The organism is Candidatus Krumholzibacteriia bacterium (genome assembly GCA_035268685.1).
Lineage (GTDB): Bacteria > Krumholzibacteriota > Krumholzibacteriia > JAJRXK01 > JAJRXK01 > JAJRXK01.
The window spans coordinates 26,325-44,106 of record DATFKK010000157.1 but is presented as its reverse complement, the minus strand read 5'-3'; the positions used below and the strand labels follow the sequence as shown (position 1 = coordinate 44,106).

General features: G+C 69.9%; 13 protein-coding genes and 2 tRNA genes. 3 read left to right on the top strand and 12 right to left on the bottom strand.

From position 1 onward, the window contains the following. Positions 1-128: 128 nt before the first annotated feature. The 3 genes from VKA86_14745 to VKA86_14735 all read right to left on the bottom strand — a co-directional run bounded on the left by VKA86_14745 (position 129) and on the right by VKA86_14735 (position 3,518). On the bottom strand, positions 129-2,420 hold the full coding sequence (locus VKA86_14745) for a TonB-dependent receptor (protein ID HKK72470.1): 2,292 nt from the start codon (positions 2,418-2,420) through the stop codon (positions 129-131). Then, on the bottom strand, positions 2,417-3,019 hold the full coding sequence (locus tag VKA86_14740) for a hypothetical protein (GenBank protein ID HKK72469.1): 603 nt from the start codon (positions 3,017-3,019) through the stop codon (positions 2,417-2,419). The genes VKA86_14745 and VKA86_14740 overlap by 4 nt, the downstream gene beginning before the upstream one ends. Positions 3,020-3,149: 130 nt before the next feature. Beyond that, entirely contained in the window at positions 3,150-3,518 is a 369-nt protein-coding gene (locus tag VKA86_14735; GenBank protein HKK72468.1) for a hypothetical protein, read from the bottom strand. A gap of 366 nt (positions 3,519-3,884) precedes the next feature. On the opposite strand from VKA86_14735, the gene VKA86_14730 reads away from it, so the two are divergent. From VKA86_14730 to VKA86_14720, 3 genes are read left to right on the top strand one after another with little or no spacing between them, the layout of a single operon-like run. Next, positions 3,885-4,406, top strand: coding sequence for a 2'-5' RNA ligase family protein (locus tag VKA86_14730; GenBank protein HKK72467.1), 522 nt, complete (start codon positions 3,885-3,887; stop codon positions 4,404-4,406). A 22-nt stretch (positions 4,407-4,428) separates the two neighbouring features. After that, positions 4,429-5,907 (top strand): sodium:solute symporter family protein, encoded by a 1,479-nt coding sequence (locus VKA86_14725; GenBank protein ID HKK72466.1) that lies wholly within the window; start codon positions 4,429-4,431, stop codon positions 5,905-5,907. 37 nt (positions 5,908-5,944) lie between these two features. Beyond that, positions 5,945-8,617: an AMP-binding protein gene (locus VKA86_14720; GenBank protein ID HKK72465.1), complete on the top strand. Its 2,673-nt coding sequence runs from the start codon at positions 5,945-5,947 to the stop codon at positions 8,615-8,617. Between the two features lie 101 nt (positions 8,618-8,718). Here VKA86_14720 and VKA86_14715 read toward each other — a convergent pair. From VKA86_14715 to VKA86_14675, 9 genes are all read right to left on the bottom strand, one after another. Beyond that, positions 8,719-8,795: transfer RNA gene (locus VKA86_14715), tRNA-Arg, on the bottom strand. A gap of 96 nt (positions 8,796-8,891) precedes the next feature. Continuing rightward, positions 8,892-8,984: transfer RNA gene (locus tag VKA86_14710), tRNA-Ser, on the bottom strand. 324 nt (positions 8,985-9,308) lie between these two features. Beyond that, positions 9,309-12,155, bottom strand: a complete 2,847-nt coding sequence (locus VKA86_14705) for an AsmA-like C-terminal region-containing protein (protein ID HKK72464.1) — start codon at positions 12,153-12,155, stop codon at positions 9,309-9,311. Continuing rightward, positions 12,152-13,315, bottom strand: coding sequence for a tRNA 2-thiouridine(34) synthase MnmA (gene mnmA / locus VKA86_14700; GenBank protein ID HKK72463.1), 1,164 nt, complete (start codon positions 13,313-13,315; stop codon positions 12,152-12,154). Before mnmA ends, VKA86_14705 begins: the two co-directional genes overlap by 4 nt. 19 nt (positions 13,316-13,334) lie before the next feature. Beyond that, on the bottom strand, positions 13,335-14,006 hold the full coding sequence (locus VKA86_14695) for a tetratricopeptide repeat protein (GenBank protein ID HKK72462.1): 672 nt from the start codon (positions 14,004-14,006) through the stop codon (positions 13,335-13,337). A gap of 43 nt (positions 14,007-14,049) precedes the next feature. Then, positions 14,050-15,261 (bottom strand): hypothetical protein, encoded by a 1,212-nt coding sequence (locus VKA86_14690; protein ID HKK72461.1) that lies wholly within the window; start codon positions 15,259-15,261, stop codon positions 14,050-14,052. Between the two features lie 10 nt (positions 15,262-15,271). Further along, complete coding sequence (locus VKA86_14685; protein HKK72460.1) at positions 15,272-16,675, bottom strand: hypothetical protein; 1,404 nt, start codon at positions 16,673-16,675, stop codon at positions 15,272-15,274. Next, complete coding sequence (locus VKA86_14680; protein HKK72459.1) at positions 16,672-17,127, bottom strand: biopolymer transporter ExbD; 456 nt, start codon at positions 17,125-17,127, stop codon at positions 16,672-16,674. Before VKA86_14680 ends, VKA86_14685 begins: the two co-directional genes overlap by 4 nt. Beyond that, positions 17,124-17,756: a MotA/TolQ/ExbB proton channel family protein gene (locus VKA86_14675; protein ID HKK72458.1), complete on the bottom strand. Its 633-nt coding sequence runs from the start codon at positions 17,754-17,756 to the stop codon at positions 17,124-17,126. Before VKA86_14675 ends, VKA86_14680 begins: the two co-directional genes overlap by 4 nt. Positions 17,757-17,782 lie beyond the last annotated feature (26 nt).

Below are 17,782 nucleotides of genomic sequence, written 5' to 3'. Positions count from 1 at the left end.
GTCCGGGCGCGGTTCGCCGTACCGGGCAAAGCTAGGGGACGGCCCGAGGCCGTGCAAGCGACCAACCTGGCCCCCGCCGTGTTGTTCGTGCGAACACGGGCGGCCGGCCGGGGTTCCCGCCGATCGGATCAGAAGAGCCCCGCGCGGACCATCAGCGTGACGTTCCGCCCCGGCTCGGGGAGGATCGAACGGATCCGGGACAGGTGATTGCGGTACTCGGCGTCGGTCAGGTTGTCCACCCGCAGCATCACCGACTGGAAGGTCCCCTCGCCCAGGCGGTTCCACTCGACCGAGGCACCGTAGGTGAGATAGCCCGACGTGGGCTCCTCGAACTCGGACACGCGGCCCTGTTCGCCGGCACCGCGTGCGTGGGCCGCCCAGGTCCATTCGCCGGTCCGGAGACGCGCCGACACCCGACCCGACAACGGAGGCATGCGCGGCAGCGGTTCGTCGAGATCCAGATCGGTGGCGCGGACGTAGCTCGTCTCGGCGCGCAGTTCCAGGCGACGCGTCGCCCGCCACGTGAGGCGCGCCTCGCCCCCGACCATCTGCGTGTCGCTGCCTCGATACTGCCAGCGCTCGAGGAATCCCTCCGACCCCGGCCCGAACTCGAGCTCGCCGGTGTCGACGGGATGGATGAACCCGTCGAAGCGATTGTAGAAGCCGGTGAGCGCTCCGCTCAGACGGCTGCCCCTCCAGTCGAAGCGCAACTCGACTCCGTTACCGGTCTCGCTGTCGAGATCGGCGTTGCCCACTTCGTAGCTGAAGGCCGCGAGGTGCGGCCCTTCGGAGAACAGTTCCTCGAGACCCGGCGCCCGGAAAGAACGCGTGAGTGTGAGCGTGGTCGTGGCGACCCGCCCGTGGTCGACCGCGGCGGCGATCGACGCCCCGGTCCCCGCGAAGGAGCGACCGCGGATCACGCCGGCCTTGTTCTCGTCGCGGCGACTGGGGTCGACGTCCCGGAACTCCCCGCGCACGCCCGCCGTCCAGCGCATCGGCCCCCATTCCACCTCGTTGTAGGCCGCCGCGGCGACCGTCCGCTCGATCGTGGGCGGCACGAAGCTCAGGCAGCCCTGCGCGAAGTCACGGTGCTGGAACTGCAGGGCGAGGATCGACCGTCCCCACGGGGCCGGCTTCAGGTGCGTGCGCTGCGTCCATTGGTGGTTCAACAGACCGAAGGACACACCGCACAGACCACTGCTCTCGATCTCGCGGTGGAAGTACCGCGAGTAGCCGCCGAAGAGTTCGACGCTTTCGACCGGACCATCGTCGAAGTGCCTGCCCGCGTGGAGCAGGTAACGGCGCCGCTCGAGTTCGATGTCGACCCCGTTGGGATGACCGCCGAGGAATCCACCGGGGATTCCGTAGTCCGAGTCGTAGCGCCCGACCGCCACACCCACGTGCGCGTGCTCGTCGACCCAGCTGAGCCCGGCCGACCCGTTCCAGGCGTCGATCTGCGTGTTGCGCATGTCGCCGATCGGCGTGTGCACGTCGTCGCCCGTGCGTCCCATGGCGTCGACGGAGTACACGAGATCGCCGAGCGGACCGGTGACGCTCAACCGACCCGCCGAGCCCTCGTTGACCGTGTCGCCCATGTAGCGGATCGAGGCGCGAACGCGCTCGGGCCGCGACAGGGGGACCGCTTCGCGCCGGACGTTGATCACTCCACCGAGTACGCTCGATCCGTAGAGCAACGTCGCGGGACCGCGCAGCACCTCGATCCGCGAGGCGTTGAGAGGATCCACGACCAGGGCATGGTCGGGCGACGTGCCGCTCAGGTCTCCCGTCCCGATCTCGTCCTCCAGGATCAACACGCGGTTGCCCGAGAGACCGCGCACCACCGGCCGCGCCGGTGCCGGTCCCATCGACTCCTCGGACACACCGCCGTGGTCGGTGAGGACATCGGCCACCGTGGTGCCCATGCGTTCCCGGAGCTCCTGACCGGTGACGCGCACGGGGGTCTGGTCTGCGTACAGGTCGTCCTCGCGCTCGACCGTGGTCCCGGACACGTCGACGGTCTCGAGCGCGACCGCGCTCGCGCGCAACGAAACCTCCAGCGCCACGACGTCGTCGACCGAACGGACCAAGAAGGTCTCGCGATGCTCGCGGTAGCCGATGCGCGAGGCTCGCAGTGTGTGCTCGCCGTCGGGAACGTTCGTGAACACGAACGCCCCCGCCGGATCGCTGAGCACCGCGAACGGACCCTGTCCGGTGTCGATCTGCACGTCGACCCACGGCACCGGGGCGCCGCTCTCCGCGTCGAAGATCCGGCCCTGCACCGTGGCGGCGCGGGCCGGACCCGTCCCGAGAAGAACAGCGACGACGCTCGCGATCAGGACGAGCCACGCCGATCGGCGGGCCCGTCCCGTCTCGACACCGTGCACCGCCGGCGAACGATCCGTGCGCAGGAAACGGATCATCGAGCGGACGTGGGAATCACCGTGACCGGCATCTCCAGCGAGGTGAAGTCGGCGTGGCCGGCGTGCATGACCATGAAGCGGACCGTGGTCTGACCCGCCTGCAGACCGCTCAGGTCCACGGCCCAGTGCTCGTCCCCGTGCTTCGTGATCTGGACGGTCGTGGGATCGTCGACCGCGGTGCCGAGTTCGAACTCCTCGACCTCGGAATGCTCGTCGTCGGCGTGTTCGTGGTCGTGGTCCTCGTCGTCGGCGTGCTCGTGGTCGTGGTCCTCGTCGTCGGCGTGCTCGTCACCGGCATGATCGTGGTCGTCGTCCTCGGGCCGCGCCCGGGTCGAATCGGCCTCGAGGAACCAGATCTGCACGCCCGTGAGCGTGGCTCCCTCGTCGACGATGATCTCGCCCGTGACGGTGCCCTCCCATTGGTGGGCGAGCACGGTTCCGTCCTCGGTTTCGATCACGATGCCGTCGAAGTCCATGTGGTCTTCTTCGTCGCCGGACGGAGCGGCGGGATTGTCGTCGTCGCAACCGGAGGTCCCGAGCGTGAAGGCGAACACGGCGACGAGCAGGAACGGGAAACGGAGCTTGCGAAGGTCGAACACGGAGGATTCCTCCCGGTATGGAGCAAACGGGTCGTGGCGTCCCGACCGACACGTCGGGGACGCAGGGACTGTGCGTGGTGTCCGCGGACACCGCGCGTTCAGCTGGATCGACGGGAACGGAAGTCGGCGATCAGCCGTTGCTCACCGGAGGCGCGCGCCCGAGGTCGTCGCGCAGGGGCGACCACGCCGCGTGGTGGACGTGCCGGTCGGGACCGGTCTGGGCGCAGGGGTCGGGGGCCGCGAACACGTCGGCACGTGCCGCGGACAACGATCCGAAGTGCGACAGGATGCGGCAGAAGCCGCATTCGTGGATCGGATCGGACGTGTCGGCCGTCGGCGCGACCGCGGTCTCGCCCGACCGCGCGTGCGCGGGGTACGGAAGATGACCGGAGTCGCAGTGGATCGCATGCGCCGTCGGCAACAGCGCGTACACCACGACCAGAACACTGGTCAGGGTGCCGAGAAGGCGCCGAACGTTGTCGGTCGCGGCGATGCGCATGGAGTCCTGGGGGCCGGGCGGCAGGATCCCTGTTTCGGAATCGCTGCAAATGAGAAGATAGCACCGAAGGCGCGCCATCTGCAACACGGGCGCCTGCAAACGTCCGGTCACGTCACAGCGGTCTCCTTCGGGAGGGCAGGTGCGAGGACGATCCGGAACGGATCTCCGCAAGGAACCGCAATGAGCTGTGCACAGCCTCACAACCGAACAGTGGTTCCGTCGTGAGCCTGACGCAGTGTTTCCCGGTTTCGAACGCGTGCCCGGCTTCCACCTGAACCGAATCGGGAGATCCCCCGTGGAGACCGGAGCACGTGTCCGCTGAGGTTCGCGGACGTACCGACACGTCCCCGTTCCGAGCGACGCCCCATGCAACGTTCCCTGTCGATCTGGATCGTTCCTCCCCCCGATCTTCGCTGGCGTCTGGAGAGCTTCGTGGCTCGTCGGGGCGAAGGGCCCGCCTTCACACCTCACGTCACGCTGGTCGGTGATCTCCGCTCCGATCCGGCCGAGACCCTTGCCGCGGTGCATGGGGTCGCGAGCACCGTCCTGCCGCTGTCGATCCGCTTCGAGGGAATCGAGACGGGGACGTCGTTCTTCCGGTCGGTCTTCTTGCGGGTGCAACCCACCGCGGAACTCCTTCGGGCCCACCGCGCGTCGTGCGAAGCCCTGGGAGTCACGCCGAACCAGGACTTCGACCCCCACCTGAGTCTGGCGTACGGACACGTCTCGACTGCCGAGCTCGCCGTTCTGCAGAGACAGGTGCACCGACGAGAAATACCCGGATCGCGGTTCCGGGCCGATGCACTCACCGTAGCCCACGCCGCATCGACGGTACCGATCGCGAAATGGGTGGAGATCGAGACGATCGCTCCGGGGGGATCCTCGTGAGCACTGCCGTGGGAGGACGCCCATGACACTGTGGATCGTCTTCGCCGCGTACTTCGTGGCGCTGCTCGTGCTCGGCGAGGTCTTCGGTCGATTGAAGATCGAGTCGCTCGACGACTACCTCTTGTCGGGTCGCGAGCACGGCGTGGCAGTGACCTCGGCCTCGCTGATCGCGACCGTGATCGGCGCCGGCTCGACGCTCGGTTCGGCGGCGGTCGCCTACTACGTGGGCGTGTCGGCGGGCTGGTACCTCTTCAGTGCGGGACCGGGGCTGCTGCTGCTGGCCTACACGATCGCACCGCGGATGCGCGATCTCTCGGTGTACACCGTGCCGGGCTACGTGCAGCACCGCTACGGCCGGCGCGCGGGCCTGGTGTCCGCCGTGCTCGGCCTGCTCGCCATCGTCCTGTTCCTGTCGGCGCAGTTCTACGCCATGGGATCGCTGGTCGCCGAACTCACCGCTCTCGACCTGCGACCGGCGATCGGGCTGTCGGCGCTCGTGGTCATGACCTACACGCTGCGCGGAGGGAACTGGGCGGTGCACTGGTCCGACACCGTCCAGGTGGTGCTGATCGTGGCCGGCGTCGCGGTGACGGTCGGCTTCCTGTGGTCGCGCGTGGGTGGTGCGGGAGCCTTCGCCGACCCCCCATCGGCCGCGGGCTTCGAGGAGATCGGCCGCAGGTGGTTCCACCCGATCTCGAAGAACCCCGTCGACGGCTTCGACCCCGTCGCGCTGGGCAACATGGTGACGGCGTGGGTGGTCATGTCGACCACCTGGCACTTCGCAATGCAGAGCACCGCCCAGCGCATCCTCTCGAGTCGCGACAGCGGAGTGGTGCGCCGTTCGTGCGTGATCGCCGCGATCGCGACCCTGCCCCTGGGCGTACTCTTCGCACTGACGGGCATGGGTGCGCGCATGCTGTTGCCCGACCTCCCGGCGCCGGGGACGATGGAGGTCCTCGAACAGGTGCGCGCGCTGCCGGCACTGGTGGCGGAACTGCTCGCGCCGGGGTGGGCGGGCCTCGTGATCGCCGCCCTGGTCGCCGTGCTCATGTCGACCTGCGACAGCGCACTGCTCGGTGCCACGACGCTCGTCTCCAAGGACCTCGGACCGCGCCTGCGCGGAGGCGGCGAGGAGACCGAACGCACGTCCACCGAGGAGGTCGAACACAGCCGCCGCTGGACGGGAGGGATCGGACTGCTCGGCCTGGCCGGGGCACTGGTCGCACCCGGCCTGGTGCAGACGCTCGAGGTCGTGGCGGGAATCTACACGGTGGCCCTGTTCGGTCCGCTGGTCGCCGGGCACGTGTGGAAGCGGGCGAGCGGAGCCGGAGCCCTCTCCTCGATGGCGGCCAGTGGGGTGACCGCCCTCGTCTGGCGGATCACGCCGCTCGAGAGCACGACGGGCGTGCACATGCTCAACGTGACCCTGCCGGTGGCGTTGATCGCCCTGGTCGTCGGCTCGTGGATCGTGCCCCGTCGCGACCCGGAGACCGCGGGCTGAACCCGCCGAACCCGACGACCGCGAAACGGAAGTTGCCATGGACGACCGCGACACCCTGCGCTGCCTACCCGAAGACCTCGACCGACACGGCGAGGCGCCGGCTCTCCTCGTCCCGCAGGGCGACGAGGTCCACGAGGTCTCCTACCGCCGACTCGCCGACGACACCCGCGACGTCGCCCGCACCGCCGTCGCGCTCGGCATCGAGCGCGGCGAACACGTGGCGCTGCTCGCCGGGGCCGGTCCGGCGTGGATCACGGTGTGCCTCGGCCTGCTGCGCGCCGGCGCCGTGCCGGTGCCGCTCGACACGCAGATCGAGGACGAGCCGCTCGAACGCGTTCTGCACGACGCGAACGTCGCCGTGGTCCTCGCCGACGAGGGTCAGCGGGAGCGGCTCGCCGAGATCGACGTCGAGGCCCGGGTCCTGCGGATCGACGACCGTTCGTCGTGGCCGCGTGCGCTCGAGGGTCGCGAGCCGAAGAGTGACGCCGATCTGCCCGAGGCACCGTCCGCCGACGACGTCGCGCTCCTGTTCTTCACCTCGGGAACCACGGGCCCGCCCAAGGGAGTCCCGCTGCGCCAGAGACACCTCCGCTTCCAGGTCGACGCGGTCGAGGACACCGACGTGCTCGTCGGCGACGATCGCCTGCTGCTACCGCTGCCGCTGCACCACGTCTATCCGCTCGTGATCGGCGTGCTCGTCCCGCTCTCGCTGGGTGCGTCGATCGTCCTGCCCGAGTCGTTGTCGGGCGCCGATTTCCTGCGCGCCGTCGAACGGACCGGGTCGACGATCATCATCGGCGTGCCGCGTCTGTACGCCGGTCTTCGGGAGAGCCTGGAGGCGCGGATCCGATCGGCTCCGTGGCCCGTGCGGCTCGGTCTGCGCGCCGTGATCGGCGCCACCACCCGGTTGCGCGCGACCACCGGTCTGAATGCCGGCCGCGCGCTGCTGAAGCCGCTGCGACGACGCCTCGGCGAGGAACTCCGCGTGCTGGCCTCGGGCGGCTCTCCCCTCGATCCCGATCTCGGTCGCTTCCTCCAGGGTCTCGGCTTCGACGTGACGATCGGCTACGGCCTCACCGAGACCGCGCCGCTGCTGACGATCAACCCTCCGGGCACGCGCCGGATGGCGTCGGTGGGCCCACCCCTGCCCGACGTCGACCTGCGCATCGACCCCGACGCCACCGAGCGCGAGGGCGACGTCGGCGAGATCCTGGCCCGTGGCCCCGGCGTGTTCTCGGGCTACCTGAACCTCGATGAGGAGACGCGGGAGTCGTTCACCGACGACGGCTGGTACCGCACCGGCGACCTCGGTCGGTTCGATGACGACGGCTATCTGTACGTCCAGGGCCGCAAGAGCACGATGATCGTGACCGCGTCGGGCGAGAACCTGCGGACCGAAGCGGTCGAGGAAGCCTACGCCGAGCACGACCTGATCGCGGAGATCGGCGTGCTGCAGGTCGACGCGGGACTCGCCGCGGTGGTGCGCCCCGAACCGTCCGAGGTGAACGACGCGTCGGAGTCCGTGGTCGAAGCCGTCGCGACGGCCCTGGACGAGGCATCGCGATCGATGCCCTCGTACCAGCGACTCGACACCCATCGCGTCACGTCGAAGCCGCTCGAGCGCACCCGCCTCGGCAAGATCCGGCGCCACAAGCTCCGCGAACGCTTCGAGGCCCTCGGCGAGGACGTCGACGAGGCGGCGCATCCGATCCCGGTCGAGGACATGTCGGCGCGCGATCGCGAGCTCCTGCGCGACGACACCACGCGAAGGGTGTGGGACCTGCTGGCCCGGCGTTTCCCCGACCAGCCGCTGGAGCCGGACAGCGACATCCGCATGCAGCTCGGCATCGACTCGCTCGGTTGGCTCGACCTGAGCATGGACATCGCCCGCGAGACCGGCGTCGAACTCCGCGAGGAGCAGATCGCCCGCATCGACACCGTGCGCGATCTGCTCGAGATCGCCGGCGAGAGCCATCGATCCGACGGAGACCCCGACGTCCCGCTCGACGAACCCGAGTCGGTGCTGACCGACGAACAGCAGCGCTGGTTGGAGCGACCGACGGCGGCGCGCCGCCGCGCCGCGCGCGTGGCGTGGGGCTCGAATCGACTGGCGATGCGTGCGGCGTTCCGAGTGCGCGCTTCCGGAACCGAAAACCTCGAGGGCTCCCCGCTCGTCTTCGCGCCCAACCACACGAGCTTCCTCGATCCGTTCGTGGTGGGCGCCACGTTGCCCACCGACGTGCTCGTCCGCACCCACTGGGGAGGCTGGACCGGCTACACGCTGCGCAACCGCGTGTTCCGTGCCGTGAGCCGACTCATCGGCGTGGTCCCGGTCGACCCCGAGCGGTCGATGATCTCGAGCCTCGCGTTCGGTGTGGCCGCCCTGCGCCGCGACCGCCACCTCGTGTGGTTCCCCGAGGGAGAACGCTCGCGCGACGGCGAGCTCGGCCGGCTCCGTCCGGGAATCGGCGCGCTGCTCGAGACGGTCGACGACGCGCGCGTCGTGCCGGTGGCGATCGACGGCGCGTTCGAGGCCTGGCCCCCACACCATCGCTGGCCGCGCCCGCGGCGGCTCGCCGTGCGCTACGGCGAGCCGTTGTCGGCGGAGGAACTGGAACGGCGCGGCGAGGGGGACAGCCGCCGCGATCGGATCGTCGACGGGTTGGGGAAGGTGATGGCGGAGATGGTGAGGGGTTCGCGGGATCGGTGAGTGGTTCCGGGGATCGGTGAGTGCAACGACGAACGGCCAGCCCGTGGGCTGACCGTGATCGTGGAGCTTCGAGGCTCGTCGTCGATGTGCAGTCGGTTCGATGGTGCGCCCGGGAGGATTCGAACCCCCAACCTTCTGATCCGTAGTCAGACGCTCTATCCAATTGAGCTACGGGCGCGAACTGTCGGCGCGGAACATTAGTCGCGGTGAATGGTTTCGGCCACCTGTTCCTGACGCGCCAGGCCCACCGCGGCGGCGGTCGGCTGGAAAGAACTGGCGGAGAGGGAGGGATTCGAACCCTCGGTGCCGCTATAAACGACACACTCGCTTAGCAGGCGAGCACCTTAAGCCACTCGGTCACCTCTCCGGGACAAGGCAGGGAACGTAGCAACGGGGTCAAAGAGTGTCAAGAAGGCCCCGGAAGCCCCTGGAACGGGGTCGGTTGGGGCTTTCGGCAGGCAGCTCGCGCGCGGCGGCTTCCGGAGCGGAAGTGCCGGTGGGCGGCCTGGGTTCCGGGGCGGAACTTCCACAGGCGTCACCCGGGTGGTCGCTTCCGCGGCGGAAGTCGGGGCGCGCTTCCACGCGTTCCAGCGCGGAACTTCCACAGCTGTCACCGGGCCGGCCGCTTCCGCGGCGGAAGTGGCCCAGGAAGAATTCCTGGATCCCGACTTCCGCACCGGAAGCGCGGGGCTCACTCGTCGTCGTCGTCGACGTCGCCGCCGCCGCCTCCTCCGCCCTTCTTCTCGTCCTTCTTCTTTCCACCGAGTCCTTCGAGCAGGCCGCCGAGGCCCTCCTTCACCTTGTCCTCGAGGGACGACTCCTGGCCGCCGGCGTTGGAGTCGGGCTCGGCCTGGCCGCCGCTGCCGCTGCCGCTGCCACTGCCGCTGCCACTGCCGCCGCTGCCACCGCCGAGCAGATCCCCCAGCGCGTCCTCGACGCCGCCGCGGTTGCGGTCGATGAGGTCGTCGAGGGCGCCCTGGGCCTCGTCGCGGAGGGCGTCGCGGCCGCGGTCGGTGGCGCGTTGCTGGAGCTCGGCGAGGTCGATCTCGACGTTCGGGCTGCGGCCGGGGCCGGTGACGTTCACGCCGAAGGCGATGCGCTGCTGCTCGTCCTGCAGGAGATCGGCCACGGGCTGCAGGGCGCCGAGCTGCGGGGTCATGCCGGCGGGCAGGCGGACGTCGAGGCGGACGTTGGTGGTGCCGTCGAGACCGACCCAGCCGCCGGCGTCGACCTCGGTGCGGCCGCGGATCAGCAGCTTCTGGAAGAAGACCTTGCCCTCGCGCACCTCGAGGTCGGCGTCGAGGGCGTCGAAGGTCAGCTGCTTCCACTGCTCGGCGTGCTCGCCGAGGAAGCGGCTCACCTTGGGGCCGAGCAGGTCCTCGGCGGCGAGGCTGCCGGACTCGGCGCGGAGATCGGCCAGGCCGGTCAGGGCGGCGATCACCTGCTCGGGCTGGGTCGACAGGGGGCCGTCGAGGTCGATCTCGCCGCTGAAGTCGGTGTTCAGGGCCTGGGCCAGAGGTCCGGCGAAGGGCTCGAGCAGCGTCGTGGCCGACACCTTCGAAGCCTGCAGGTCGGTCTGCCACTGCGGGGTCTCGGCGGTCCAGTCGACGTTGGCCGAACCGCTCAGGCTGCCGTCGCCGAGCTGGCCGCGGATGTCGCTCACGTCGAGCTGCTGCTCGACCACGGTCGCGCGGGCGCCGAGGTCGCGCAGGGTGTAGCCGCTGGTCTTCACGGTCTCGGCCGACAGGTCGATGCGGGCGTCGAGCTCGGCGGGGGGCGCGGGGATCTCGGTGGTCTCACCGGTAGCGGCGTGGGCCACGCGCACACCGAACACGTCGTCGAGCCAACGCCCGTCGAGCGACGCGCTCTCGGCGGTGACCATGGCCGCCTGCAGAGCGTCGAGGTCCAACTCGGAGGCGCGCACGTCACCGCGCACCACGATCCGTTCGGGCCAGCCGCTGGCCTGCAGGGTGGCCGTGGCGTTCAGGCCGGGTCCCTCCACGCGGCCCTCCTCGAGCCGTGCGTTGCGCAGGTCGCCGCGCGCCACGAGGCCGCGGGCGAACACCGGCTCGGTGAAGTCGACCAGGCCGATCTGCATCTGTTCGGAGCGCACGGTCCACGTGACGGCGTCGGCGGCACCGGTCGTGGGATCGAAGCTGCCGTCGGCGGGCACGCGCAGCTCGGCCGAGGCCTGCACGCGGCCGACGACGGTGGGCCACTCCGCAGGTCCGGCGGGCTCGGCGCCGTCCTCGGTCGCGGCCAGCGCACTCAAACGCGGCCACCACTGCACGCCCAGACCACGGACCGCGGCCACGTCGAGATCGGCCTCGACGTTCGCGGTCAGCGGAGCATCGAAGGCGAGCGGCACGCCGCCACTGCCGTTCACGGTGCCCAGAGCTCCGGTCAGCTCCAACGACGAGAACGACGCGCGGCCGCCGGACACGGTGAAGTCGGAATCGACTTCGATCAGATCGGTGCGGTCGATCAACCGCACGCGGAAACCCTCGAGCGTGCCGTCGACCTCGAGCGGACCGAGCGCCGCGGTCGGATCGTCGGGATCGGCCTCGGGCACGCGGCCGGCGTAGCGCACGTCGGCGTTCACGGCACCGGCCAGCAGCTCGAAGTCGTCCAGGCTGAAGCCCTCGGGCAGCGTGGCCGGGTCGACGTAGTCGCGGCCGATGTCGGTCCACAGCTTCGCCAGGTCGGCGGCGGTGGTCAGCTGCACGTCGAGTTCGGGCGTTCCGTCGGCGGCGAGGGTCCAGGCGGCGTCGCCGTTGGCGCGCACACCGCTCGACTCCACGCGTCGGACCTCGACGTCTCCGCGCGCGCCGTCGACGGCGGCGCTCAGGCCGAGCTCCCACTCGAGCCGTGGCAACTCCACACGCTGCGGCAGCTCGCCGCCCTCCATGGTGAACGAGCGCAGGCTTCCCTCGACGTCGCCGCTGGCCTCGCCCTCGCCCACGCGCAGCGACGCACGGTTGTCGAGCCCGCTCAGCGTGAGTGTCTCGCCGGTGGGCTGGTGGACGACGATCTCGCCGTCCTCGATCGACAGCAGTCCGAGCGCGGCGGCCATCTCGGGCGCGGCCTGCGACGAGGCAGTTCCACCCCCACCATCGGCCGGCGCCGGCTCGGCGAGTGCGATCTCCACGCGCGGGCGCACCAGGCGCACTTCCTGGATCTCCGGCGAACCACGCAGGATCGACCACAGACTCGCGCTCACCAGCGCGCTCTCCAGATCGATCTGCAGGTCGGTCCACACCTCCGACGCACCCGAGGGATCCTCGATGCGCAGACCCTCGAGACGCGCACCGAGCGGGAAGATGCTCACCGAGGCGTCGGTGGCGCTGCCCTGCAGTCCGGTGTTGGCCTCGAGCTGGTCGAAGGCGATCTGCTGGATCTTCTCGGCGGGCACCAGCAGCACGGCGACCACGGCGAGGACGACGACGAGTGCCGCCACCGCGCCGAGTCCGAGCAACACCCGACGGATCCGGCGTGACCGCTTCGGACCCTCCGACGACGTCGGCTTCTCTTCGCTCATGACGGGGACCTCCATTGGGGACCTCGCGGCGCGGCCGCGATCCGGGCGCCGCCGACGACCACGTCGTCGCGGTAGAAGACCACGGCCTGCCCCACCGCGGGCGCGCGGTCGGGTGTGGCCAGGTGCACGCCGACCGGCCGGCCATCGGCGTCGCGCTCCAGCGCGGCGACCTCGACGCCGGGATGACGATAGCGCGTTCGGGCCACGAGGCCCTCTGCAGAATCCACAGGGTCGCGCCACACCGCCTGGTCCAACACCAGGCGATCCCCGAGGAGGTGTTGCTCGCCGCCCACGACCACGCGGTTGCGCTCCCCGTCCAGATCGACGACGAAACGCACGGGACCGCCGCCCAGGCCCAGGCCCTTGCGCTGGCCCACGGTGAAGAACTCCACGCCGGGGTGCTCGCCCAGCACGTTGCCCTCGACGTCGACGATCTCGCCGGGGCGGGCGCCTTCGCCCAGCAGGTACGACCGGTCGCCATCGGGCGCGAAGCACAGCTCCTGGCTCTCGGGCGCGTCGGCCACGGGCAGACCGTGGCGCCGTGCGAGGTCGCGGACCTCGTCCTTGGCGCGATCGCCCAGGGGCATGAGCGTGCGTTCCAGGCGTTCGGACGGGAGCCGGAACAGGAAGTACGACTGGTCCTTGGCGCGATCGACGCCGCGGGCCACGTAACGGGCGCCGTCGTGTTCGACGATGCGCGCGTAGTGGCCGGTCACCACCCGCGAGGCGCCGATGCGATCGGCGAACTCCAGCAGCTTCGGAAAGCGGATCTGGGTGTTGCAGCGCACGCACGGGCTGGGCGTGTGGCCGGCGCGGTACTCGGCCACGTAGTCGTCGACGACGCCACGCTCGAAGTCGTCGGCCACGTCGAGCACCACGTGCTGGATGTCCAGGTCGGCGCTGAGTTCGGCCGAGGCGTCGACGGCCTCCTGGCTACAACAGCTCGCGGCGACGGCCTCGTTCGCCCCGAGCGGAGCGAAGCGCCCGCCGGTGGTGCAGAAGTTCCGCGTGGTCACCGCCACGACCTCGCAACCCGCCTCGGCCAGCAACAGCGTGGCCACGGCGCTGTCGACGCCGCCCGACAACCCCACCACGACACGTTCGCCCCGGGCGGGACCCGGGGCGGCGCGGAAGGGGCTGCGGTGCGGCCCGTCGGTCATGCGGTTCCTCCGGTCGGCCCTAGCGTCCCTCGCCCACCTCGGGGGTCTCCGCCGCCATCAGCTGTTCGATCACGCCGATGTTCTCGGCGCTGCGGCGGCCGAGGTCGCTGTTCGGATCGATGTCCACGGCCTTCTGGAACTCCACGATCGCCTCGCGATAGATCTGCGAGTCGGCGAAGAGGATGGCCATGTTGTAGTGGGCCAACTGCGACTGCGGATTCACCTCGAGTGCCCTGTCGAAGTACTCGATCGCCTGCTCGTACTGGCGCTTCTTGAAGAACACGTTGCCCATGTTGCAGAGCGTGCGGTCCTCGTCGGGATCGAGCTCGAGCGCCCGGTTGTAGCTGTGCAGGGCGTCGTCCAGACGACCCAGTTCGTCGTACACGCTGCCCAGGTTCACGTGGGCACCGACCAGCTCGGGCTCGAGTTCGATCGCCCGCTGGTAGCTGGCCATGGCCTCCTGCAGCTTGCTCGCGTCGAAGGCGTAGTTGGCGTGGTGGAAGACGTAGCGCACGTCGTTCGGCGACTGCTCCACCAACTGGGCCATGCGCTCCATGCGCAACTGCGCGTCGGGCAGCGAATCGAGCTCCTGCTCCAACGCGGGCGGCAGGTCGGTGTCGACGGCCACCGCCGGCGCCGCCGGCACGATCAACACCAGGCCCAGGGCCAGGATCATCCAACGCTGCGTCATGGTCGTTCCTCCCGGGGAACCGTTCGGTGCGGTCGGGGCGCGATCAGTACCAGCGCTCCCCGCCCGCGATGCTGAGCACGATGCGGAAGACGTCCTCGCTCGCGCCGTTCTCGTCCAGATCACCGATACGACTGTAACCGATCGAGAGGTCCGCGCGCGCGCTGCCGCCGCGCAGGTAAACCCCGCTGCCGAGGGTCACGCCCCACTCGGTGACGTCGGAACCGTTCAGTTGATAGTGCCACTGCCGCCAGTACGCACCCGCGCGCACGGGCAACGTGGCGCCGAAGCCGCGCCGGCGCGCCTCGCGCTCGAGGCCGAAACGCCACTCGATCTCGTCGTTCAGGTCCTGGGCCGGGGCGTCGGGGTCGAATGCGCCGTCCTCGCCGAAGCGGAAGGACCGTCCGGTGTACGACGACCAGTCCTCGGCCGTGTAGTCCACACCGGCCGACCAGTCGCCGGGCAGGTCGACCCGGATCCCGGCTCCGTAGCGAGCGGGCATCTCGTCGGTGCGTTCGCCGTCGGAGCGATCGCTCAGCGCCACTCCGCGCTGCCGCTCCTCGACGTCGGCGTCGAAGTCACTGATCCAGTAGCCGGCCACCGACACGGGGCCCACGTCGTGGACCGCCAGCGAGAACTCGGTGGCCGTGCCCTGGTAGATGTCCTCGCGCTCGTCGGTCGGATCTGTCGCGCCGCTCGCCGGCAGGTCCAGTTCGTACTCCATGCGCACGTTGCCACGCAGCAGGTGCAGTCCGGCTCCCACGGTGACCCGGTCGGCGAAGCGCCACGCCGCCTGGATCGGCACGTCGAAAAGGGTTCCCGATCGATCGAGGGTCTCGGTGAGCGTCGGGTCCGGTGCGAAGTCGCGCACGATGGTCCACTGGGTCGCACGTCGGGCGCCGAATCCCAGGCCGACACCACCGTTGTCGAAGACCGGCAGGCCCAGCCGCACCGTCGGCGTGCTCAGCCCGTTGCGGTCGAGCGCACCGCCGACGTCCTCGCTCGTCCGTCGCGAGAAGACGTTGCTCACACCGATCGTCACCTGGGTCAGGTCGACCAGCTGCGTGGCCTGCATGACGCTGGCGTTCACCGAGTCGCGGTAGGCCAGACCCATGCCACCGCGGCCCTCGATCCGGGCGTCGCGCAGTGTGGTCGGCTGGCCGAAGTAGCTCATACCGAACAACGAGTCGGCGCGCACGCCGGACGGCAGCAGCGTGAGCAGCAGAAGGGTCGTCGCACAGATCGTTCGCTTCGTCATCGTCGCCCTCCTAGCGCCACGAGTCGGCCGGCGGGGTGAAGGTCACGCGCACCGTCGGCCGCTGGTCGGGGAAGGGCGAGTCGGGACCGTGGAAGTTCACGGTGTCGAAGTCGAATTCCTCGCTGTCGAAGAGGATCAGCAGGCCCGTCCGGTCGGGATCGACGACCCCGTTCACCACCCGTTGCACGTAGGCCGTGATGTCGAGTTCGAGGATCGGGACATCGAGGATCGACAGCGCCGCGCCGTCCACGAAGATCAGCGACTCGATGCCCTCGCCGACGATACTGCGACCCGGGTTCTCACGCGTGGCGTCGGACAACCGGCTCTCGTAGCAGAGCACGGTCAGGTTCTGGGGCTGGCCGCCGCGGTTGGGCGTGCCCAGCGTGCCCTCCGGATCGGCGCGCAGGGTGAGAACCGCCCGGTTGATGGTCGCGTTGCGCGGAACCACCCCGTCGTCCAGATCGAGCTCGATCCACGTGCGCACCGGATCGTGTGAACTCAACAGTCCGCCCCCGCCCGGAGGCGAGTCGCGCTCGATCACGGTGAAGTCGATCAGCGCCGGTGCGCCGATCACGATGTCGCTCAGTGGGCTGCCGCTCTCGTCGACCGCGGCCAGGTCGAGCAGGATTTCCGGCTCGATCGACTCGTCGATCTCGGTCTGCACCAGCTCGCTGCCGGCGCGTCCGAATCCGCGCCCGGCGAAGGCGATGATGTTCGACTCGTTGGGGAATTCGAAGGTCTCGTCTCCGGGGGCGAGATCGAACAGCGCCACGCCGTCGTGGCCGGAGGCGGCGATCCAGTCCCGGACGGTGGCTTCGGGCAGAGGGATCTCGTAGTTGCGGTCGGACTGCGTCTGTTCGAACTCGGTGATCTCGTCGCCGAGCAGTTCGTCGATCGACTCCACCGTCGCGTCCTCGGTCTGGATCGCCGCCGCGGTCGACGTCACGCGGATCGATCGCGGGGGCTTGGGTACGTCGCCCTCGTCGGGCACTTCACGCTCGAACAGCGCGAGCTGGATCCGCGGGTTCGCCACGAAGTCCGCGTCGAACTGGACGGTGTCGCTGTAGTCGACGGCGTAGTCGAAACTGGTCTCGGGCTCGAGGCGCTCTCGCAGGCGATCACGCAGGACCTCTTCGTCGAAGTTGAAGCGGATCACCGGCGTGGCGCGGAAGCCGCCGCGTTCGCGGTTGCCCAGGAACAGCGTCTGCCGGTCGACGTAGGGCCTCGAGGTCTCGGGCTCGACCGTCTCGATCCGTTCGAAGCGGACGGCCGGTGCCTCGACCAGGACGGAGTCCTGGCTCACGTCGAGCGGCATGCCCGATCCGGTGTCGGCGAAGTCGTCGCTCTCGCAGGCGGCCAGCGCCAACAGGCCGGCGGCCGCCACACAACGAGCGGTGAAGGTGCGCAGTCTCAACGATTCGCCTCCTGCGGGGCCGACGCCCCGGGTCGCATCTCGGTGCCGAGGCTCAATCCCGCGAAGCCGAGCGAACGCACGACATCGATCAGGTTGACCACGTCGGCGTGCCGCGCGGCCGCCTCGGCGTTCAGGATCACGCGCGCGTCGGGATCGGACTCCTTGCGGCGTCTCAGTTCGGCCACCAGTTCCTCTTCCTCCACCACCGACCCGTCGATCAGTACCTGCCCGTCGGCGCGCAGGGCGATCTCGGTGGGCCGCATCTGCTCGGCATCGGTCGACGGCTCACTCGTGGACGAGTCGGGCAGCTCCAGCTGCAGTTCGCCAGCCTGCCGGAAGGTCGAGGTCAGCATGAAGAAGATCAAGAGCAGGAAGAGGACATCGATCAGCGAGGTCAGGTTCAGGGTGACCCGCCGGCGCCGTTTCACGGGACGGAAGGCCAGCTCGCTCATGCCTCGACCTCGGCCCCGGCCTCGGCCCTGCGGCTCCTCCACCGCGCCAGCAACCGGCTGGCGTGACGCTCGATCTCGATGACGAAGGCCTCGCTGCGCGCGGCCAGGAGGTTGTAGGCGACCAGCGTCGGAATGCCGATGCCCAGCCCCACGGCCGTTGTGATCATGGCCTCGCTGATGCCCTCGCTCAGCACCTGGGGATCGCCCAGGCCGGCCACGGAGATCGATGCGAAGGTCTTGATCATGCCCAGCACCGTGCCCAGCAGGCCCAGCAGCGGCGCGACCCCGGCGATGGTCTCCAGCCACACCAGATTGCGCTCGAGCTTGGGGGTCTCCTGACGGCCGGCGTCGAGGATCACGTCGCGCACGGTCTCCCAGGGCAGCCCCTGCGCTTCCAGACCGGCCCGCAGGATGTCGCTGAACACGCCCGGATTGCGTTCGCAGACCGAGATCGCCACGCTCAGGTCCTTCTTCGGGTCGGCGGCCTCGGCGACGTGCAGGATCTCGCGCGGGACGACCTTGCTGCGCCGCAGCGCCAGGATCCGCTCGAAGGTGATCACGCTGGCCAGAATGCTGCACAGGGCCAGGGGGATCATCACCGGCCCGCCGCGGAGCAGGAAATCCAGCATGCAGTTCCTCCAGCGCGTCGGGCGCG